The 22,155-nt window shown below is 56.2% G+C and carries 16 protein-coding genes; 7 read left to right on the top strand and 9 right to left on the bottom strand.

All coding sequences use genetic code 11. The annotated features are described in order from the left end of the window. The first annotated feature begins 207 nt into the window (after positions 1-207). From D9N14_RS14420 to D9N14_RS14440, 5 genes are all read left to right on the top strand, one after another. A complete protein-coding gene (locus D9N14_RS14420; RefSeq protein ID WP_290580892.1) occupies positions 208-1,482 on the top strand; it encodes a cytochrome P450 in 1,275 nt (424 codons plus the stop codon). 12 nt (positions 1,483-1,494) lie between these two features. Next, positions 1,495-1,815 carry a 2Fe-2S iron-sulfur cluster-binding protein gene (locus D9N14_RS14425; protein WP_290580894.1) on the top strand — a complete coding sequence of 107 codons (321 nt, stop codon included), beginning with the start codon at positions 1,495-1,497 and terminating at the stop codon, positions 1,813-1,815. Between the two features lie 24 nt (positions 1,816-1,839). Further along, positions 1,840-2,421, top strand: a complete 582-nt coding sequence (locus D9N14_RS14430; RefSeq protein ID WP_290580896.1) for a TetR/AcrR family transcriptional regulator — start codon at positions 1,840-1,842, stop codon at positions 2,419-2,421. Between the two features lie 203 nt (positions 2,422-2,624). Next, positions 2,625-4,280, top strand: coding sequence for an OmpP1/FadL family transporter (locus tag D9N14_RS14435; protein ID WP_290580898.1), 1,656 nt, complete (start codon positions 2,625-2,627; stop codon positions 4,278-4,280). A gap of 56 nt (positions 4,281-4,336) precedes the next feature. Beyond that, entirely contained in the window at positions 4,337-5,887 is a 1,551-nt protein-coding gene (locus D9N14_RS14440) for an AMP-binding protein (protein WP_290580900.1), read from the top strand. A 27-nt stretch (positions 5,888-5,914) separates the two neighbouring features. Here D9N14_RS14440 and D9N14_RS14445 read toward each other — a convergent pair whose 3' ends face one another. Next, a complete protein-coding gene (locus tag D9N14_RS14445; RefSeq protein WP_290580902.1) occupies positions 5,915-6,583 on the bottom strand; it encodes a TetR/AcrR family transcriptional regulator in 669 nt (222 codons plus the stop codon). Between the two features lie 177 nt (positions 6,584-6,760). Between D9N14_RS14445 and D9N14_RS14450 the strand changes: the two genes are divergently transcribed. Further along, positions 6,761-8,308, top strand: coding sequence for a nitric oxide reductase activation protein NorD (locus tag D9N14_RS14450; RefSeq protein ID WP_290580904.1), 1,548 nt, complete (start codon positions 6,761-6,763; stop codon positions 8,306-8,308). Positions 8,309-8,372: 64 nt separating this feature from the next. Next, on the top strand, positions 8,373-9,149 hold the full coding sequence (locus D9N14_RS14455) for a CbbQ/NirQ/NorQ/GpvN family protein (protein WP_290580906.1): 777 nt from the start codon (positions 8,373-8,375) through the stop codon (positions 9,147-9,149). A 40-nt stretch (positions 9,150-9,189) separates the two neighbouring features. Here D9N14_RS14455 and D9N14_RS14460 read toward each other — a convergent pair whose 3' ends face one another. From D9N14_RS14460 to D9N14_RS14495, 8 genes are all read right to left on the bottom strand, one after another. Continuing rightward, positions 9,190-10,944, bottom strand: coding sequence for a class I adenylate-forming enzyme family protein (locus D9N14_RS14460; protein WP_290580908.1), 1,755 nt, complete (start codon positions 10,942-10,944; stop codon positions 9,190-9,192). A gap of 25 nt (positions 10,945-10,969) precedes the next feature. Beyond that, on the bottom strand, positions 10,970-12,163 hold the full coding sequence (locus tag D9N14_RS14465) for a MaoC family dehydratase N-terminal domain-containing protein (protein ID WP_290580910.1): 1,194 nt from the start codon (positions 12,161-12,163) through the stop codon (positions 10,970-10,972). Positions 12,164-12,252: 89 nt separating this feature from the next. Then, positions 12,253-13,239 carry an MDR family oxidoreductase gene (locus tag D9N14_RS14470; protein WP_290580912.1) on the bottom strand — a complete coding sequence of 329 codons (987 nt, stop codon included), beginning with the start codon at positions 13,237-13,239 and terminating at the stop codon, positions 12,253-12,255. Between the two features lie 205 nt (positions 13,240-13,444). Continuing rightward, a complete protein-coding gene (locus D9N14_RS14475) occupies positions 13,445-15,061 on the bottom strand; it encodes a cytochrome P450 (protein ID WP_290580914.1) in 1,617 nt (538 codons plus the stop codon). A gap of 131 nt (positions 15,062-15,192) precedes the next feature. Further along, positions 15,193-17,130, bottom strand: coding sequence for a pyrroloquinoline quinone-dependent dehydrogenase (locus tag D9N14_RS14480; protein ID WP_290580916.1), 1,938 nt, complete (start codon positions 17,128-17,130; stop codon positions 15,193-15,195). Between the two features lie 173 nt (positions 17,131-17,303). Continuing rightward, positions 17,304-18,740, bottom strand: coding sequence for an aldehyde dehydrogenase family protein (locus tag D9N14_RS14485; protein WP_290580918.1), 1,437 nt, complete (start codon positions 18,738-18,740; stop codon positions 17,304-17,306). A 42-nt stretch (positions 18,741-18,782) separates the two neighbouring features. Beyond that, positions 18,783-20,177, bottom strand: a complete 1,395-nt coding sequence (locus tag D9N14_RS14490) for an aromatic ring-hydroxylating oxygenase subunit alpha (protein WP_290580920.1) — start codon at positions 20,175-20,177, stop codon at positions 18,783-18,785. Between the two features lie 49 nt (positions 20,178-20,226). After that, on the bottom strand, positions 20,227-22,080 hold the full coding sequence (locus tag D9N14_RS14495) for a flavin-containing monooxygenase (RefSeq protein ID WP_290580922.1): 1,854 nt from the start codon (positions 22,078-22,080) through the stop codon (positions 20,227-20,229). Positions 22,081-22,155: the final 75 nt, after the last annotated feature.

Consider the following 22,155-nt stretch of genomic DNA (forward strand, 5'->3'; position numbering starts at 1 on the left):
GTATGGCTCCGGCGCGCACGTCTTGATAACAAAAAATTCAAAACATGATGTATTGACTTTCCACCGCATCGAATTAATATGAAACACATAGTTTCATATCTTTGTTGTAGGTTGCGCACCCGCTTACAGCAGCGATTGCTGAAATCCAAATGACGGTAGCGTCGAATAAGCCCTAATGAGCCCAAAAAGAAGAGAAGAGAGGGAACCATGACCGATTTTGCAACGGTAGATTTTTATACTGACTCATCCCTGATTGAAAACCCGTTTCCCTATTTCGAATACCTGCGCAGCCAGGGCCCCATTGCCCGTCTGCCCCATCGAAATGTACTGGCCGTCACCGGTTACGCAGAGGCGATTGAGATTCTCAACGATCCCAAAGCGTTTTCCTCGGCCAATGCGGCCACAGGGCCGCTGCCCGATCTGCCCTGGGAGCCGGAAGGTGATGATATCGGCGAGCAGTTGGACGAACATCGTGACGAATTGATTGCCACTGGCCTGGTGGTGTGTAAAGACGGTAAAGAGCATGCCAATCACCGCTCTTTGATGATGAACCTGTTCACCCCTTCCCGCCTGAAAGCGAACGAAGAATACATGTGGAGCCTGGCCGACACGTTGTTGGATGATTCTGCCGATAAAGGCCACTGTGATCTGATTGCTTCCTATGCCACGCCCTTTGCGACGTTGGTCATTGCTGATCTGCTGGGTATTCCTGAGGACGATCGCATCACTTTCTGTGAAAAGCTGGGGCCACCGCCGGGGGTTGTGGGTGAGGAAGTCAGCTACGAAGACTCCCAGGTGTTGGGAATGAGCTTCCTGTTTGAGTACTTTGGTCAATACCTGGCAGAGCGTCGCGAATCGCCAAAAGGGGATATCCTGAGCCAGTTTGCCCAGGCGAAATTCCCCGATGGCTCCACGCCTGAGGTCTATGATCTGGTATGGATTGCCGCTTTCCTGTTCGGTGCCGGCCAGGATACCACTGCACGTCTTTTGGGTGCCTGCCTACGGGTATTCTGCGAGAATCCCGAACTGCAGGAACAGGTTCGAAATGACCGTTCTCTGATTCCTGCGTTCATCGAGGAAGTGGTGCGTTACGAAGGGCCGGTGAAATGTGCCCACCGCCTGGCGGTCAAAACCACCACGGTCGGTGGCGTTGAAATCAAAGCTGGCACCCATGTGGCACTGTTGTACGGAGCCTGTAACCGTGATCCCCGTGAATTTGAAGCGCCCACAGAAGTAATTCTGAATCGCCCCAATGCGCGCAAACACCTTGGCTTTGGCCGTGGCGCCCATACCTGTGCGGGTGCTCCCCTGGCGAAAGCGGAAGTAACGGCCAGCCTGAATCGTATCCTGGATCGTATGCAGGATATCCGCTTTTCGGAAGCGCACCATGGTCCTGCGGGTGAACGTCGTTTCAACTATGAGGGGATCTATACCCTGCGTGCCCTGAAAGACCTGTACATCGATTTCACTCCAGTCAGTTAAGAGAGTAAGAATATGCCCCTGATAACCATTACAACCCGCGACGGCGACAAGCATGAAATCGACGCGGAGGAAAACCAAACCTTGATGGAGGTGATTCGGGACAACGGAATCGACGGTATGGACGCCATATGTGGAGGTTGCTGCTCCTGCGCAACTTGCCACGTGTACGTTGACCCTGAATTCATGGCAAAACTGCCGCCCATCAGTGAAGATGAAGACATGCTGTTGGATGGGTCGCTGCACCGCAAACCGGAAGTTTCTCGCCTGAGCTGCCAGATCCGGATGTCGGAATCTTTGGGTGGTTTGTCATTGGAAATTGCGCCCGAAGACTGATTACGGAATCCAGGTAGCTGTTAAATGTCCCAAGGCAAGATTTACCGAGCTGACTATTCCACAGCGAAAGATGCCCGTGTCCACCAGACACGGGCAGCCATTCGCAAAGCGTTTTTGAATTTGCTCGATCAGAAACCCCTTGACCAGATCACCGTGCGTGAAATTGCCACGGAAGCCGCCATCGGCTACACCACTTTTTTTCGTCATCACCCCAGCAAAGAAGAGCTGCTCAATGAAATAGCCGCAGCCGAAATTCAGAACCTGATTGAACTGGCGTTGTCGGTGCTGGGTCCAAACGACTCCCGGGAAGCCGCCCTGGCCATGTGCGGTTATGTGGCTGAACACCGCGCATTGTGGTCTACCCTGCTGACCGGCGGCGCCGCCAGCGTGCTGCGGGATGAGTTTGTGCGCTTGTCATTGCAGGTGGCCGCGGCCTGGCAAGGCAGTGATGAAACCATACCTGCGGAACTGGGTGTTATCCTGGTGACCAGTGGCACCATTGAGTTGTTGGCGTGGTGGCTGAAACAGAAAGATCCTATGCCCGTTGACAAAATAGCCGCAATCTTTGACAGTGCGGTGGTCTCCCCCATCATCAGGCCATCCTGAATCCGGGGTGTGTGTAGACAACTTATATAGCTCGCTGAAGCATTTCTTACGACTGAGCCTTCAGATAGATTGGATTAATGATTGTCAGACAATGACAACGCCTTCGAATCTATAACAAATATAAAGTCGTAAAAATGATTTATAGAATTATAATGCCCTCGGCGCCGTGCCCAGTTGCGAGCATCACGAAGTATTTAGCTGCGTTGATACTGGTTTGCACTGCACAATCAGTTTACGCATCTTTCACCGACAACCTCACCATCGGTAACCCGAAAGCACTGTCCCTTGGCCACGCGGTCACCGCTGATCCGCCCAGTATCGATTCCGTCCACTACAACCCAGCTGGCCTGACCCGACTTAAAGGTCGCCAACTGCACCTGAAATTCGTGTATGGCATCTTTTCCACAGAATACGAGCTGGGGGATTACGGGGAGTTTCAGCAGGGATTGATCGATGAATACAGTCAGTACTGGAGCGACGAGGATGGCAATCTGACACCGGAAGGTGAAGCGTATTTTTACGACGAGGCGTTGAATACCAAGAGTGAAGTTGAAGGACCCACGGTGATGCTGCCGGGCGGGATGGTGGACCTGCCGTTTGCCGGTGGTTTTATGGGGGGAGCCTCCTATACTCCACCGGGTAGCCGTTATACCTTTGCCACCAACGTCTATGCACCTATGATGAACGGTGTGCACCGGGACGATGATGATCCCGGGCGCTTCTTCCAACAGCGCGGCGCCTTTACTCTCCTCACCTATTTCTCCCCCAGTGTTGCTTTTGAAGTGTCGGATGAATTTCAGATCGGCCTTTCCATCAACTTCAACTATTCCGGGATGGGAATTGACCTTCCTGCACGGGAACCCCATCTGGCCCTGTTCTTCTACGGCTCTGATTTCATCAGTGAGAATTTCTGTAATCCCGAAGGCCCTCTTGAGGGCATCACTGATATCGATCTGTGTAACACTGTAAGTCCTTATACGGTTTATACCGATCTGCGCTTTGAGGTGGACCAGAATCTGGTGCTCGGCTACAACGTCGGCATGTTGTGGAGCCCCGAGCCCTGGATCACCTTTGGTTTATCCTACAATTCCAATATCAACGTGGATATGGATGGCGACTACGAATTCCCGATCCGCCCCTACTTTAAAGAGGTGCTGTTGTCGGCCATGGGGGGGGACGACTGGCCTTTGGTGGTGGCGGCCGCCGGCGCATTGGGGTATGAGCTGCCAACCGCCGAGGAAACAGCGAACCAGGGCAGCGGTAAGATCAATGTCACCTACGAAATTCCACAACACTGGAATTTTGGTATGAGCCTGCAGATCACACCCAAGTGGAAATACAATGTGGACGTACGCTGGACGGAGTGGTCTGCCTTCAGCAAACTCAATTTCAAGTTTGATCGTGACATTCCCCTCATGCAGTTAGGTGAGCTGGCGGATCAATTGGGTACCGGGGGTAAAAACGGCGTGTACGGTGACGGTGTGGAGTACCAGCTGAACCTGCAGGACGTGACCTATTGGGGGATGGGTACCGAATATCAGTACAACAAGAATCTGGCTTTGCGCATGGGCTTTGAGAAGCGCCCTTCCGCAGTACCGGATGACGAACCCAATGCGTTTATTCCCATCAACGACGGCAACCTCTATTCAGTGGGCTTTGGCTACCGCTTCGATGACGACGACAATCTGGATGTGGCCATCGGCTATTTTGCCTCTGAAACCCATTACCCACCCTGCTCCGCCAAACTGGGAAATGGATGTAATCCCAATGACGTGGTATTCGCACCCTATCAGGGCCAGGATATTAAATCCAAAGTGGAATTCATTCTGTTTGAAATCATGTACAGCAAACACTTCTGAGGTAACATGGCAGTGCTTTGAATAAACAGCACTGTTGATGGTTTAAGGAGTGGCCCATGGAGCACCTGCACCGCCCGTTATACGCACCGGATTTATTGGTCAATGCCCTCAATCAGGAACCGCATCGCCCCCTACTTGAGATTCTGGGTGGTGATCGCCTCACTGTGGGCGATGTTCGCGATCTTACCAGCCGCTATTGCCAGGCCCTGCACAGCCTGGGTTACAGCAAGGGTTCCAGAGTGGGATTGCTCTCCTCCAATCGCCCCGAAGTGTTGATGGTTGCCAACGCCATCCAGATCCTGGCTGCCATTTATGTCCCAATGCACCCGCTGGGTGGACTTGACGATCATTTGCATGTGGTGACGGACGCGCAGATTGATGTGTTGGTGTTCGATGAGGCGCGTTATGGGGATCGCGCAAGGGCGTTGGCGGAACAGGTTCCCGGGCTCCAGTTGTTGTCGTTGGGTAGCAGTAGCCATGGCGCGGATCTGGTGGCGTTGGCGGGTGAGTTTGAACCCCAACCTCTGGTGGCCCCGGTGGTGGCGGGTGACGATGTTCTGCGCCTGGGCTATTCCGGCGGCACTACTGGCAAGCCGAAAGCCCTGGCCAGTGTGCAACGCACGGGTCTGGCCACGATATCGATCATGATGGCGGAGTGGGAATGGCCGGCCCCTTTGCGATTTCTGTCCTGCACGCCCCTCAGTCACGCCGGTGCGGCCATGTTCCTGCCTACCCTGTTGAAAGGCGGCACCATGTTGGTGTTACCGGCATTTGATCCGGTGCAGGTGCTGCAGACCATTCAGGATTATCAGATCAACTGTGTCATGCTGGTGCCCACCATGATTTACGCGTTGCTGGATCACCCCCGCTTCGACGAATTTGATCTCAGCAGTCTGGAAACCGTGTTTTATGGTGCTTCCGCCATCTCACCTGCCCGCCTGAAAGAAGCCATCGAACGCATAGGTCCGGTGTTCATGCAGTTTTATGGTCAGGCGGAAGCGCCCATGGCCATCACCATCCTGCGCAAGCACGAGCATGATGTTAACGATCCGCTGCGACTGGCCAGTTGTGGCCGCCCGGTGCCCTGGTTGCACGTGGCCTTACTGGACGCCAACAACCAGCCGGTGCCCGATGGTGAACCGGGGGAAATTTGCATTCGTGGACCACTGGTGATGAATGGGTATCGGGACAATCCGACATTAACGGCGGAAGCCTTTGCCGGTGGTTGGCTGCACAGTGGCGATGTTGCGATTCGGGATGGCGACGGCTTTTTGAGAATCATTGATCGCACCAAAGACATGATTGTGACGGGAGGCTTCAATGTGTATCCACGGGAAGTGGAAGATATTCTTGCGGAAGATCCCGCGGTAGCCCAGGTGGCGGTGATTGGGGTGCCCCATGAAAAATGGGGCGAAGCGATCACAGCACTGGTGGTATTACGTGAAGGCAAGTCCGTATCTGTTGAGGCATTGCGGGAACGGGTAATTGCCCGTAAGGGCGCCTACCAGGCGCCGAAAACCATTGAGTTTATCGACGCGATTCCGCAAACGCCGGTGGGCAAGCCGGATAAAAAGCGCTTGCGGGAGCGCTATCGCACTATCACCTGATTTACCGAGGTGGATTCCCTACGGTGGCTATTTGCGTTTGCGCCGGGTTTTGGTCTGGATGCCCAACAGGCGTCGGGCGGAGTACAGGGTTTCTTGTCGATGCACTTCCACTTGCTCCGGCTCCAGGGGCTCAAACTGGTTGGGCAACAACGCACTGAGGGCTGCCACATAAAATACCGTGGTGCCGAGGATGGTGCTGGCCACATGGATGGGATCGTCGTGCAACGGGTTGAGCTCTCCGCTTTCCCGCCCTTCGTGGAATAATTGAAAATACTTTGCCGGTACCAGCTGGTCGCTCACAAACACCTTTTGGGTGGGTTGGTCGGTGCCGTCGGCGACAAAGCGCAGAATCAGGCGTGCCAGGTTCGGCCGTGACACCACAGAATCCACCCAGGCATCAATGGCCAGCTCCAACCGCTCCACCACGGTTTTACTTTCCGAGCCCAGGATCGCCTCCAGGCGTTCGTTCAACGCGCTGAAGGCTTCCGCTACCATGGCGTCGTACAGCATTTGCTTATCCTTGAAGTGATAAAACAATGCAGCCCGGGTCATGCCCAGTTCATCGGCAATATCCTCCAGTCGGGTGGCGGCAAAGCCCAGTTTCGAAAAATAGTTTTCAGCGACAGAGAGTATGGATGCCTTGGTGCGTTCGGCTTTGGGGGCGGTGCGTCGGGTTCGGGTACTGGCGTGTTTCACGTTCTACTGCTGCCTTCCTGTCTGGATAATGTGTTTTATTCATGTTCATTGGGAATTTATAGAACCCATAGAGGATAGTCACGCTTTTTCTACTTACTTAAAAGTAATATAACTTGCGGGTAAGTAGAAATATCTATATGGTAAAGACTTTGAGCGACTGAGAACGATCCATAAGAAATGCAGAGTGCTCCAGTAATCTCTCCTTCGTTGGATGCCTCTGGCGTTGAGCGGACTTGCAGTATCGTGGTCAATGCCTTGTCGGACGGTGTGTGCCCGCGGGTTCGATTGATGACCGGCGAGCGGCGGGCCTTTGTGATGAATCCACAAGGTACGCTGCTTCAGGTGCCCTACCCTGCGCTGGGTTTTGGATGGACCCTGCGAACCTGGAGTACCGGTATCGCCCTGCAGTGTGCGCCTTCCAAAGCACGAATCGCGCAATTTACCCTGGCGGCGTTAAATCAACGGCAACGGGCGGCACTGGCGTGGGTTGAGGGCGCAGTGGCGTTGGGCTGGCTGTACCAACGCTGGCCTGGCCTGGTTACAGAGGCAGAACGCTGTATGCCGGATCTTAGGCCCCTTGCACCGGAGTTGGATGGTGCAAGCATTCTTGAACGCGCCCTGGATTTGGCCAAACGTCAGCAGCCGATCCACTACCATCCGGTGTTGGGCAGCCTGCCGGCGGGCCGCATCGGGCGTCAGGGTATCCTGGCCGCTCTGCAGCGGGCTCAGGCCCGCGCACCCTGGTCCACCAGCAAACGTTATGTGTCCCCAGGCTATGAGTCCATTCCAGCCGGCGGCGAAAGCAATATCAAGAGTTCACGCCTACCCCCTGCCAGCCGGCCGGAGGAGGACGACATTGAAATACGGCCGGATCAGCGGGCCGGCGTGCCCTACCCCGAATGGAATCTGTGGACAGAACAGTTCCTCAAAAATCACGTTGCAGTACTGGAACGCAAAGTGGCACCTGCATCTAAATCCGTGAACTCCCCGTCGGTGAACCTGCAACGTTGGTTTGCCATGCCTACCCATCGCGTTATGAAAAACCGCCTGGAGGATGGCTCGGACCTGGACGTGGAGCGCTACATCGATCACTACATCCGTTTGCGCACCGGCATCGCCACTGACGCCCGCGTGTTTCGCGATCTGCTACCCGCCTATCGGGATGTCACTACCGCCGTTCTCCTGGATGGCAGCGCTTCCCTCAGTGCCGGGGGCGGCGATGTGTTCAAACTGGAGCTGGCCTGTGCTGATGGTCTGTGTCAGGCCATGGCCCAGGCCCGGGAGCGTCACGGGCTGTTTGTGTTCAGTGGGAAATCCCGGCACCGGGTCGACGTCACCTGTCTGCGGGATTTTGATGACCGCTATACGATCGTCCCTGGAGATATGGGGCTCACCACCGGAGGATACACGCGCCTGGGGGCGCCGCTGCGTCATCTGACCCAACGCTTACTGGCCCAGGCCTCCGAACGGCGCTTACTCATTGTGATCGGGGATGGGCTGATTTCCGATGAAGGCTATGAAGGGCGTTACGCCTGGGCCGATTCTGCCCACGCGGTGGAAGAAGCCGAACAGGCCGGGGTATCCCTGTTTTATATCGGGGTTGGGCAGGCGCGGGTTGATCCGCTGCCGGATGTGTTCGGCCCCCGGCGCTCCACCCGAATTCAGCAGGTGGAGCAACTGCCTGAAGTGCTGGCGCGGGTGCATCGGGAATTGATTTCAGCGTAATTGAACACAACGAAAGGCAATACAACGAGGCAAGCTATGGGTAACAAGTTATGGGTAACAATCTATGGGTAACCTGATGTACCAACCCAATCAAAACGAAGTGGCGTTATTCAAGCAAGCGGCGGAGCAACGGTTGCCGGTAATGCTTACCGGCCCTACCGGATGTGGCAAAACCCGATTGATTGAATACATGGGTGAGGTGCTGCAGCGGGAGGTGGTGACCATCAGCTGCCACGATGATCTGACCAGCGCGGATCTGGTGGGTCGCTTTATGGTGACCGGAGGTGATGTGGTCTGGACGGACGGACCGTTGACCCGGGCCGTGAAAGACGGTGCCATTTGTTACCTGGATGAAGTGGTGGAGGCACGCCACGATTCCCTGGCGGTGCTGCATTCCCTCACCGATCACCGAAGAACCCTGTACCTGGACCGGGCCGCGGAGACGGTCACCGCACCCGACCGCTTTATGCTGGTGTGCTCCTACAATCCAGCCTATCGCAGCTCGTTGAAAGAACTGAAGCCTTCATTCCGTCAACGCTTTGTGACGGTGGCCATGAATTTTCTCGACCCGGAACGTGAAGCCAGGGTGTTAATGAGTGAAGCCAATATTGACGACAAGGTGGCAAGCCGCCTGGTGCAATGCGCTACCAGCATTCGCAATGCGGATGCTGTTTTTCATTTTGAGCCACCTTCCACTCGGGCTTTGGTGTCGGCGGCAAAAATGATCGCGGTGGGTGCCTCTGAGATGGAAGCAGCTGAGGTTTGCATACTGGCACCGCTGACAAACGAAGGTGCAGTGGCGGACGGTCTGCGGGAAATCGCAGCCGCCTGCCTGTTGTGAACCGAGCAGATGTGAACCGAGCAGATGTAAACCGAGGCGCCTAGCTGAACACCACCCCGGGTTCCCCCAGGGCTTTAAGCCGATTAAGTGCCACCGCCCTGATTTCACCGGCTTTGGCCTTCTCATTGCCGGTGATAGCGAACTCCGATTCATCCAGAATCAGAATACGCTTTGGCAGCTTGAAGCTGGCGAGTTTCTCTTTCAAAAACACCATCAGCTGCTCGGGTTCAACCACGGTATCGGCCAGTGGAACAATGCAGGAAATCACCATTTCCCCCAGGGTATCGTGCTCCACCCCGACGGTCTGGGTGCGCTTGATTCCAGGGAACTTGGCGATGATGGAGTCCACTTCCTCTGGTGATACGTTGGCGCCGCCGGTTTTGATGATGTCGTTGAGGCGGCCTTCCCAAAACAAGCGGCCTGCGCTGTCCACATAGCCGCCGTCGCCGGTGCAGTAATAACCCTCATCATCAAAGCAGTCTTCCAGCGTTTTGCCGATGTAGCCCAGCATCAGCGTGGGGCCCTTGACGCAGATTTCCCCCCGTGTGCCCACGGGCACCAGGGCGTGGGTATTGGGGTCCACCACTTTCAACAGATTGCCCGGTAATGGCACACCGGCGCTGCCAGCGTAGTCTTCGGCGGAGGTGTCCGCATCAAATGAGGTGATGATGGTCATGGTCTCTGTCGTGCCAAAGGACATGGGCAGATTCCATTGGGTATTAACCGTAGGGTGTGACACCACCAATTCACCGCGGGTCACATAGCGCAGGCTGCTCAAGTCTGCCTCCTGATACCCGGGTACCGCCTGCAGGCGGGCCCATTGGTGTGGACGCCCGTTCATAAAACTGATGCGCTCTGCTTCAATCAGGCGTACCGCTTCCGCGGCGTCAAACAGGGGTTGTAACACTACGGTGCCCCCGGTGGAGAGGGCGACGCCCACCACCATGGAGACGTTACCGGACCAGAAGAAGCCATTACCGGTCCAGGCTCGTGCCGGTTCCTTTACCGCCATCACCCGGGGCCAGCGCCACCATTGAATGGCAATGGCCTGTTGTGAATGCAGGATGCCTTTGGGCAGGCTGGTGGTGCCGGAGGAGAAAAACAAACCCCCGGCGTCCCCCGGTGTGACGGTTTTGGCGCGGGCGTGTACGATGTCCTCCCCCACTCCCTGGCCCCGGGTGATAAAGGTGTCCCAGCTTTCAAATCCAACGCCGTCAAACGCTGCCGGCTCTGCGCTGCCCGGGCCTGTGATGCCTTCCAGACACACCAGCCGGGAAAGATACGGGAATTTCTTTGAGCTGAGTTGCCCGGCGCTGCTTTCTGTTATCGCCGGCTCGATGGCGGTGAGCATGTCCGCGAAATTTTTCTTCAGCACCCAATCCTCGAACACCAATACGGAAACCGACGATGCCGAGAGCAGGTATTCCAGCTCGTCCTGGGTGGAGAAGGTACTGAGTGCCACGGCGACACCGCCGGCGAGCGCGGTACCGAACAGCAGGGATAAGTACTCGGGGCGGTTGGTCATCAGGATACCCACCCGGGTATCTTTGTTAACGCCGGCGGCAATCAGTGCCTGGGCCACTTCGATGGCGTGCTGCCACAAATCCTGATAGCGCCAGCGAAGGGTTCCCGTGTCGGTGTGCAGTACCAGTGCTTCCGCGTCGCCATAGCGCTCGCACACTTCCTGCAGATAGCCGGGAATAGTCAGTGCGCCCATCCCCGTTTCTTCCTGCAATGGCATACCCCGTACCAGCGACGCCGACAGATCGTCGACCGTAGCCCGTTGACCACCCATAGTGTTTGCTCCGGATTGATTGAGGTTAGTAAGGCAATTCCACTTCGGCGATGCCGGTGAGAATCACATCGCCTTCCTGGGTGGTTTGTTTCACCTTGATCTGGACTACGGGCATGCCATAGGCAGAGGTTTCGATCTTATCAATCACCTCTCCATCCAGAAACGTAACATCCCCTTCAAACGCGGGGCTGCGGAACTGGGATTTGGAATGCCAGATGAAGCCATTGTGCCCTGCCCAGTAGGCCACGTAATCCACGAACCAGGCATTCATGGATGCACCGTATCCATAAGCGCCACCCATGCCGATATCCTCTGCCTTGTCGGAGTTGATATGGCCGCTTGAAGGCCCATGGAACAGGCCGTCCGCCATGCGGGGATCAATCTTGCGGGCTTCGAAGTCGTAGGACATTTTTTCTGAGAAGCCGGCGTCTTCAGTGGCGGGATCGTGTACCCCTTCCGGCACGTTCCAGCGCCAGGTGCCCCAGATGTTCTGGCGGTGGGCACGGCATTCCAGGGCGAAGGTCACCACGGAATGAGGGCCGATCACGCGGCGGGGTAACTTGTCGCCCACATTGACTTGGCGGAAGTGTGGTGAGATGCCTTCCCGGTTGGAGAGTATCCAATTCATACGTTGCTGGTTGATGTCTGCCAATTCCTCAGCATTCCAGCGTTTAGGCGCGCGCTTTTCCTTGTCGTACATGCCGCGCTTTTTCGCTTCGTCCACCAGGTAACGAATGGCGGTGGCCCGTTCTTTTGCCACCATGGCACCATGCTGGTTGTGGTGCACGGTATCGCCCCGGGTGAAAACGGTGGGGCCGGCAAATTTGGTGTCCGCCACATCGTAGCCATCAAAACGACGTTGTTGTGTGAGTTTGTCCCCGGGGCGGATGGGCGTGCCGTAGAACCACCACTCCTCGCCCCCGAAGATCAGGTGAGAGCCGGGAATCTTGCCAACGCAGGAAGGGTGACAACCGTGACCGTAATCCATGGCCACTGTGAAGGATTGGGGTGCGACAATACCGCCGAATTTGGATTCGCGGGCGAAATTCTCATCCCAATGCAAAGGATTGGGATAATCCATTGCCTGAACCCAGCGCCGGATGTCCGTGGCGTTACAGGGGTCCCACATTTCCGCGAACACAATGGGTTTGCCCACCCATTTATCCAGTTCACTTAAGTCCAGTTGTGTTTGGTTTTGTTGTGTTTCGACAACAGACATACGAGCGTGCTCCGTCTTACATTGCATCGGATAGCGCCCGTAACAGGCGGGGTCACACAGGCTGAGTGACCCCGCTGGCGGCAGGCGCCTTATTTGTTTACGTCTACCAGAACGCGGCCACGGATTTTGCCTTCCAGCAATTCGGCGGCGGCGGGAATGGCGTCCGCCAGTCCGACTTCCTTGGCGATGACATCTTCCAGTGCGTTCAGATCCAGATCCCGGGCCAAACGCTCCCAGGCCGCCATACGGCGCGCTTTGGGGGCCATTACGGAGTCCACACCCAACAGCGCCACACCCCGCAGGATGAACGGCATCACGGTGGAGGGAAAATCCGCGCCCTGGGCCAAACCACAGGCAGCAACAGCACCGCAATAGCGGGTCTGGGCACAGGCGTTCACCAGTGTATGGCTACCCACCGCGTCCACGACCCCGGCCCAGCGTTCTTTCTGCAGGGGCTTGCCTTTTTCAGCCAGGCTGGCCCGTTCGATGATGTCGGTGGCGCCCAAACCTTTCAGGTAGGCTTCTTCAGAGGCTTTACCGGTGGCGGCCACCACCTTGAATCCGGCCTTGGCCAGCAGCATAACCGCAACGCTGCCCACGCCGCCGGTGGCTCCGGTGACCAAGATTTCACCTTGATCCGGGGTAATCCCGTAGTTGACCAGGGCGTCCACGCAGAGTGCGGCCGTGTAACCCGCCGTGCCGATGGTCATGGCCTGGCGGCTGTTGAAGGCAGTCGGCAGTGCAATCAGCCAGTCGCCATTAAGGCGGGCTTTCTGGGCCAGGCCACCCCAATGGGTCTCGCCCACGCCCCAGCCGTTCAGTACAACCCGATCACCTTCTTTCCAGTCCGGGTGGCTGCTTTCGCTGACGACACCGGCCAGGTCGATGCCCGGTACCATGGGGAACTTGCGTACGACCGGTGAACTGCCGGTGATGGCCAGGCCATCTTTGTAGTTCAGCGTCGAGCACTCTACTTCCACGGTCACGTTGCCTTCCGGCAACTGGGATTCCTCGATCTGAGCTACTTCAACCGTCTGGCCTTGATCGTCTTTGCTAATCAGAATTCCGGAAAACATACTAGTTGTCTCTCGCTACTATCAATTTATGTGAGAAGGCCGCATGTGATGCGAGAACGCTATGCCAAGTGCGACCGTTTTAAGAGACCTTAGTCTGCTGGTTCGGGACATAGTAGTCAACAGTGTTGTTTCGTTCTCGCCCCTGCAAACCGATCCCATTGACAATACGTGCAAACCCCCAGTATGCCTTCCGGAAGCCGCCGGATCAGGCTTTTACCGCGGTGAATGGGAACGCGCCCATGAATCCGGTTTTCACTTTGCCGGTCATGGTGTCGCCCTCAACCACGCCTTTGAAGGTCAGTTTGAGCTTCATGGGCTTTTTGATCTTGTTGATCCACTCTATCTCACCGTTGGCCGGGTTATAGGTAATGGAATCAATGGGATCCACGTTGCCGTCGCCGGCCTGGGTGCCGCCTAACGCGCCGTTGACGGTTGCCAGCTCCAGCGAGCTGTCCATCGGTCCGGTGGGGCCTTTGACGGTGACCGTCCACTTTCCTTCCACTGAGGCAGGCGCTTTGGAACCGGCTTCCGCCTTGGCTTTGGCTTCGGCGGCGACCTTGGCCGCGGCATTCGCGCGCAGCTTCTGTTTGCCCGCTTCATTACGATAGGTGGGCAGGGTCTCCCAGCCGCGCACGGTGGAGGTGGAAGACAGGTTGGCCAACTCCAGATCCACATCCCAATCCGGAATCTGCTTCAGCAGCTCTTCGAACACCACTCGGGCTTCCATCCGGGCCAGCACATTACCGATGCAGGTGTGAATGCCGTGACCAAAGGTCATGTGGCGCGGACGCTCCCGGTGCATGTTGAACTGCTCGGGATCGGGGAAGACCTCGTCATCGTGATTGGCAGAGCCTACGAGGAGCAGGATGGTGCTGCCCGCCGGGACAGTCTGGCCCTGAATCACCACGTCTTTCGCCACATAGCGGCCCACGTGCGGCGGTGGTGGCTCCAGGCGCAATGCCTCTTCGATGGCTTGTGGAATCAGGGCCGGGTTTGCCACCAGTTCCCGGCGTTGGTCCGGGTTTTCTGCCAGGGATTTTGCCATCCAGCCGATCAGGCGGTTGGTGGTTTCATTACCCGCGCCTGCCAGCAGGTTCACGAAGGTGGTGAGCTCTTCAATGGAAAGCTTGCGCTCCACACCGTTCTCATCGGTGAATTCCACATTCAGTAATTCGGTGATGACATCGTCAGAAGGGTTTTCCCGGCGCCAATGCACATAGCGCTCGAAATCCTGTTCGATGTTCAGCCCCGCCGAGTAGTCCACCGGTTTGCCCTCTTCGGTCACCAGCTTCGAGTCGGTGATGCGGCGCACTTCCTGGAAGTCCTCTTCCGGAATGCCCAGCAACATCCCGATCACTCGCATGGGGATCTGCCCGCCCACGTCGCCGATAAAATCGAATTCATCCCGGTGTGCCAGTTCCGCCATGTGCTTTTTGGTCATTTCGCGGATCTGTTCTTCCAGCGCCGCCATGCGTTTGGGAGCGAAAATGCGTTGCACGATGCGCCGATGTACGGTGTGCTGCGGTGGATCTTCAAAAATGAAGGTGCCGGGGGGCATCTGCACGTTTTCCTTGATCAACTCCAGAATGCCACCCCGACCGGAGATGAAAGTCTCGTGATCGAGAAAACATTTCTGCACGTCGCTGTAACGGCTGACGGCGTAAAAGTCGTATTTTTCGTTGTAGTACAGCGGTGCTTCCTGACGCAGGCGTCGATACACCGGATAGGGGTTTTTAACGATTTCTCGCAGGTAGGGGTCGTAATAGACCTTGTCACCGGCGGTGCTACCAGTGCTGCTACCCAATACTGCATTCTCTGCCATGACAACCATCTCCACTTTTTATAATTAGTGACAGCATGCTGACACCAAATGATTTCAGCGTCAAGATAATCCACAAAAAAGGGGGTAGCCTGAACTACCCCCTCTTCTACTTTCTTATCGGATTCAAACCGTTACCGTTTCAGCTTGAAGGCCATCACCGAATCACCCATGGTGGAGTTGTACATGCTGTGCCCCCCCGCGGGAATGATGATGTACTGCTCGCCTTCCCATTCATAGGAGATGGGTACAGAGGTGCCGGCGGCGGGCAGGTCGCCTTCCCATAACAGCTCTCCGCTGTTGAGATCGAAGGCCTTCATGGTGTCATCCAACGAATAGCCGATGAAGATCAACCCCCCTGCGGTGACCAGGGGGCCACCGGCGCCGGGCATGCCTAAGTCCCAGGGCATGGGGAATGGGGACATCTTGTCGACGCTGCCCAGAGGCACTTCCCAGGCAATTTCTTTGGTGGCCATGTTCACTGCGGTGAGTGCCGCCCAGGGTGGCTTGGAACAGGGGGCGCCGAAGATGGACAGCAAGCCCTGTACCTTGGGGACATAGGGGGAGCCCTCCACCGGGAATATCATTTCGGAGGTGGCCTCGATGGCCTGGCCTTCCTTGAACTCCGCCTGCTCACGGGGCACCAGGGTAACGATGGTGGGGATGCGGTTGGACGGCACCACCATGATGTTGGTGGCCGGGTCGTAACCACCGCCACCCCAGTTGGGCCCGCCGCCTACGGACGGATTGAAGATGGTGCCCTTGAGGCTGGCCGGGGTGTAAATATCACCGTAGAGCAGGCTTTCGGTTTTGCGGCGGCACAGCCACTCATCCAACGGTGTGAAGCCCCATACGTCATCTGGTGAAAAACCCAGGGGCATGATATTGGGTATGCCCACCGGGAACGGTTGGGTGGGTGACAGCCACTCCCCTTCCACTTTGCCCTCCTGAGGCACCGGGCGTTCCTCGATGGGAATCAGTGGCTCTCCGGTTTTACGGTCGAAGACAAAAATCAAACCCATCTTGGTGTTCTGCACCAATGCCGGCACCAGCTTGCCCTTGTGGGGGAAGTCCAGCAACAGAGGTTGCGAAGGCACGTCATAATCAAAAACGTTGTGATGCACTAACTGTTGATGCCAGACCACTTCGCCGGTGGTGCCTTTCAACGCCACCACGGATGAAGTGTATTCGTTGTTGCCCGGACGTCCGGCACCGTAGAAATCACCAGAGGCGCTGGAGGTGGGCAGATAGACCATGTCCAACTCCTGGTCCACTGACATGGTGGCCCACACATTGCCGGCGCCGAATTCACCCACCGATCCCTTCAGCCAGGTTTTCATGGCCGGGTCAGACGGGTCGCGGGGTAATGGATCGAACGACCAGAGTTGTTCTCCGCTGCGGGCATCAAACGCCAGGACTCGTCCGCTGGGGGCTTCAATCCGCTGGTTATCCGCCACCACCGAACCCACCACCACCACATCGTTGACGATGGCAGGGCGCGAATTAGCCAGCACTTCCCCGGTGAAGATCTGCGGCTTTTCCACTGGCATGATCACTTCACCGTTGTTCCCGAAACCGGGGCAGGGTTTACCGGTCTTGGCGTCGATGGCGAACAATCGATAGTTGGCGGTGCCGAGGAAGATGCGGGATTGACAGACCGCGCCCGCTTCCGCCTGACTGTCCACCCAGTTGCCGACGCCCCGGCATTTCTTCATGCCGGTTTCGGGGTCTTTGGGATCGAACACCCAGCGCTCTTCTCCGGTTTTGGGATCAAGGGCGATGACGCGGCGATTGGTGCTGCACACCACCAGGTTGCCTTCGATCAGGCTGGGTTGATCCTGGAACGAGGTTAACGATCCGGGTTTGGGCTCCTTGCCGTCGCCGGTATGGTATTCCCAGGCGACCCCGAGCTGGGTGACATTGTCTTTGTTGATTTGCTTGAGTGCGGAATATTTGGTTCCCAGCTGAAGCTGATCCACTACAGAGTTGGCGGCGAGGGACAATGGCGCGGTGACCAACAGAATGGGCGTCACGAGGGTTTTTAACAAAGGCATTCTATACAGCGTTTTCATACTTATTGTTATTCCTGGCATGTGTATCCTTGGCACGAGTTTCTGGGCAAGCTTGTTCCAGACGACCCCGGCCTGCAATAAATTAATGACAGTATGCTGTCACCAATCCGTTGCTGCGTCAATTCAATGTGGTAGCCCTGCTATGGATTTTCGGGCTGGATTTTCGGGCTGGATTATTGGGGCGCCTGATCCGGGGCGTATCCCAGGATGCCTTTGATCTCCAAATAATCGTGGAAACCAAACTCGCCCCACTCGCGACCGTTACCACTTTTCTTATAACCACCAAAGGGGCAGTTGAAATCAAAGCCGCCGTTGATCGCCACCCAACCGGCCCGTAGGCGTCGTGCTACGGAACGGGCCTGCTCCAGGTTGGCTCCGGACACATAGCCGGCTAATCCGTACTCGGTATCGTTGCCGATCTCAATGGCCTGCTCCAGGTCGTCATAATCCAAAATGCAGATCACTGGTCCGAATATCTCTTCCCGGGCGATGGTCATGTTATTGTTGACCTGGCCGAAAACCGTGGGCTTCACATAGTAGCCGGTGTGCAGGCCATCCGGGCGCCCCACGCCACCAGCCACCAGCGTAGCGCCTTCATCGATCCCCTGTTGGATCAGAGACTGGATCTTTTCGAATTGCGCTTTCGATGAAACCGGCCCCATCACCACCTCGGAATTGGGATCACCCACAGAGACCTGGGCTGCGGCTTCCCGGGCGATATCCATGGCTTCCTGCATGCGGGCGGCAGGTACTAACAGGCGGGAACCGGCACTGCAGGTTTGGCCTGAATTCCCCATCATGCCGGCGACGCTGGCGGCGACACTCTCGGCAAAGGCTTCGTCATCCAGGATGATGCTGGGGCTTTTGCCCCCCAGCTCCTGAGTGACCCGTTTGACGGTGGGCGCGGCATTGCGCGCTATTTCCACGCCGGCCCGGGTGGAACCGGTGAAAGAGACCATGTCCACATCGGGATGGGAAGACAGCGCTACGCCTACCCCTGCCCCATCACCCTGCACCAGGTTAAAGACCCCGGCCGGGACGCCGGCGGCGTGCAGGATTTCCGCAAAAATCTGGCCGGTGAAGGGTGCAATTTCAGAGGGTTTGAGAATCATGGTGCAGCCGGTGGCCAGGGCTGGGAACACTTTGACGGCGATCTGGTTCAATGGCCAGTTCCAGGGTGTGATCAGGCCACAGACACCGATGGGTTCTTTCACGACCAAAGTGGCACCACGCTGCTCTTCGAACTGAAACGTCTTGAGTACTTCAATGGCAGTTTGCAAATGCCCGGAGCCCAGCCCTACCTGAAAACCATTGGCCAGATACGACGGTGCGCCCATTTCCTCGGTCAAGGCTGCGGCCAGATCCGCTGTGCGTTTCTCGTATTCCGCAAGAATATTCTGCAGGATCTCCAGCCGATCGCCAGTCCGGGTCACAGACCAGCTGGAAAATGCTTGGCGCGCTGCCCGTACCGCTTTATCCACGTCGGCGGCGGAGCCGATTGCGATCCGGCCGCAGGGGGATTCCGTGGCCGGATTTTCCACATCCAGTGTTGTTAACTCAACCGGGTCGACCCATTCACCGTCAATGTAGAATTGCAAATATTCGCGCATGGTAAGCATCCTGTATTCTGTCTTATTGTTTTATGAACCGCGTTAATCCTCGATCACCCGGGGTGATCCTTTACCCATAAAACGGGCCAGGTTGCGGTGGAAATTGGTGATCTTCTGTTCCTGGTGCGGATTGGGCAGGGCGCCACGGAATCCGCGATTGCGCATGCCTTTCTGTACGGCCGCCATATTGGAGAAATCCTGTGCCAGCACTTTGCGCCATTTTTCTTCGGTGGGTTCTGCGTACACCCACTCCGTCTTGGGCTCTTCACCCTGCGGATAACGCTCCAGTGCATAAGCTTCAAAAATGCACTTATTGGGGTCGCCACCGTACGGCCGAGCCCGGTAACCCAGCAGGAATGTCAGGCCAGGGATAAACGACATGTTGGGAAAGATGTGCCACGCCAGCCCAGCTTTGGCCAGCTTGTCCGGATCAATGGTGGGCCAGACCACACCACGGGCTGCATCATCCCGTTTGGCTGACTCATACCAGTGTTCATGCACCTCGTGTGGCGGAGTGTCTTCTGGCAGCTCGTCCACCAGTCGATTGGCGGCATTCACCAGCGTTGGCGTGGTGCTGCCCCGAATGGTATCCCAGAACTCATTCTGCATCTGGGCAATCATCTTGCGTGCATCCGGGCCTTTGCCGGTGCGGGTGACGGTGGTGGTGGCGGCGGAGTCACCCTCTTCCGGATCTTTCGAATCGAAACCATCGTTGCCGTGCAGCCCTTGTGCTTTGCTCCAGGCATAAAAGTCGCCGTACACGCAGAGTTGCGGATGGGTGCCTTCAACATGGTAAGGTTCCATAAAGGCTTCTAACGCGGTCTTCCAGTTGCAGTCAAACACTACGTACTGGCGCCAATGATAGCGCATGTCTTCGAATTCAAACTGGTTCAACAGGTCAGATGCGGGCATCAGGTATTCCACCAGCGGCTCACAATCCGGGTTCATGTTGATCCAGATCCAGCCGCCCCAGGTGTCGACTTTCACCTCACCCAATTGTGTTCGTTCGTCGTTCAGGCAGCCCTTCCAATCGTCCTGATCCAGGATGCGGGTGCACTTGCCTTCGAGGTTGTAGGTCCAACCGTGATAACCGCACACGAAATTCTGTTTGCGACCACAAGCACTGTGGGCGCCTTCCGGGGTGTCCACCAGTTGCCGGCCCCGGTGGGAGCAGACGTTATAAAAGGCCTTTAATGTATCCGGGCCGGTACGCACGATGATAATGGAGTCGTCCATGACATCATAGGTGATGAAGTTGCCCACTTCGGGGATTTCTTCAACCCGGCCGGCGTGCTGCCAGACCTTCGACCAAATCTTGTCGCCCTCTTCGCGCGCATACTCGGGGCAGGTGAATGCCTCGACGCCGTAGGTCAAAGGTTCGGAGAGGTCCTCCACCGGGATCACTTTGTCAGGATTAATATCGGCTTTCTTGTTCATATGGTTCTCCAGCCATGGCGATGTCATTGGTGCAAAGCCATTGAAAATTTCAGTCAGTACCGACGACCATGCCTTCCAGGTCGCCTTTATCGCGCCAGTCCTGCATCAGGGATTGGAACGCATCCCAACCCGGACCGTAGGATTCTCCCAGATACCAGCGGAATTTTTCCTCGCCTTTGCTATCCAGTTGGGCTTCACCCTCGTTGTTGAAGTAACTGGGGGTACATTCCCGCTGGAACTGAGAAATATCAATGGCCGTTTCACGGATGTGTTGTATCCATGCATCCTGGGCGGACTTGCTTGGCTCAACCGACGTTAAACCGCGCTCCAATGCCGCGTTGATGATGTAGGCAATATGATGGCTCTGCCGGCTGAAGGTTTCTGTGGTGGTGGCGTTAAAGCCCCCCTGGTAGAAGCCCACATAGAATTGATTGGGGAAGCCGTGGCTCATCATGCCGTGCAGTGTTTGATAGCCATCGGCCCAATGTTCATAGAGAGACAAGCCGTCACGACCTTCGATGGCATCGATCCCCCAGCGACGGTCCAGATCACTGGTAACTTCGAAGCCACTGGCAAAAATCATGCAGTCGATTTCGTATTCCTGACCTTGGGCAATAAAGCCCTTCTCAGTCATCTCTTCCACACCCCGGGTCTTGGAGACATCCACCAGGGTAACGTTGGGGCGATTGAAGGTGGAATAATAATCGTCGTTGGAACAGGGTCGTTTACACAGGAAACGGTACCAGGGCTTCAGGGATTCCGCCGTGGCTTTGTCTTCCACCAGGGCTTCTACACGGGCGCGTAGACGCTCCATCACGCGATAGTCCATCAGCTCCCGTTTTTCCATGAATTGCTCTGGGCTGGTGGGCCAACCTTCCTGTTCAAATTCCGCCACCAGGTTGCGATTGACCTCAGTCCAGATGTCACAAATATTGTCTTCGTCACCGGGGGCGAAGGTGTCAATAGCGGCACGCTGGAAATTGGCTTTGCGTTCCTGCTGCCAGCCAGGCTTCAGGCTGTTTGCCCATTCAGGATCGGTGGGAACATTTTTGCGCTCGTCCACGGTAGAGGGCGTGCGTTGCAGCACATAGACTTGCTTTGCATACCGTCCAAGATAGGGGATGGCCTGGATCGCGGTGGCACCAGTACCAATAATGGCTACGGTTTTGTCGGCCAGCTTTGACAGTTCTGGATTGCGATATTCACCGCCGGTGTACTCGTAATCCCAGCGTGCGGTGTGGAACATTTTGCCTTTAAAGTCATGAATTCCGGGGATTGCCGGCAGCTTGGGAATGTTCAGCAGTCCATTGGCCATGACCACAAACCGCGCTCGAATTTCGTCGCCGCGATTGGTTTTGATGCGCCAACGATTCAGCCTGTCGTCCCACTTCATGGTGGACACGAGCGTATGGAACAAGGCTTTTTCGTACAGGTCAAAACGATCAGCGATGCTACGCATATAATCGTAGATATCATAGCCATCGGTGTACTTTTTGGAAGGCATGTACCCCATCTCTTCCAGCATGGGGAGATAACAATAGGCATCGTTATCGCATTGGATTCCCGGATAGCGGTTCCAATACCAGACACCACCGAAATCACCAGCGTGATCGATGTTGCGGAAGTTTTTGACGCCCGCTTTTTTTAATTCCACGCCAGCCAATAAACCAGACCAGCCACCACCCAGTACTGCCACATCCAGATCTTCCGAGATGGGCGCGCGGGCCTGCACTGGTGTGTGAGGGTCGATCTCATAGGCATCGTTGCCGTCATCGTCCGGGCGCACATATTGCTTTTGCCCTTCGGGTCTTACTCGTATTTCCCGTTCCTGCCGATACTTTTCCCGCAGTGCCGGGATATCAACTTCACCAGCGGGTGGCACATTCGTCGCTTTACACTTCATGGTCCGATCTCTTCTTATATTTGTGGCAGTAACGTCAGCTTGGTGAGCTATTCAAACATTGCCATGATTGGGATT

Origin of the sequence: Ketobacter sp. (assembly GCF_003671495.1) — a bacterium.
GTDB lineage: Bacteria > Pseudomonadota > Gammaproteobacteria > Pseudomonadales > Ketobacteraceae > Ketobacter.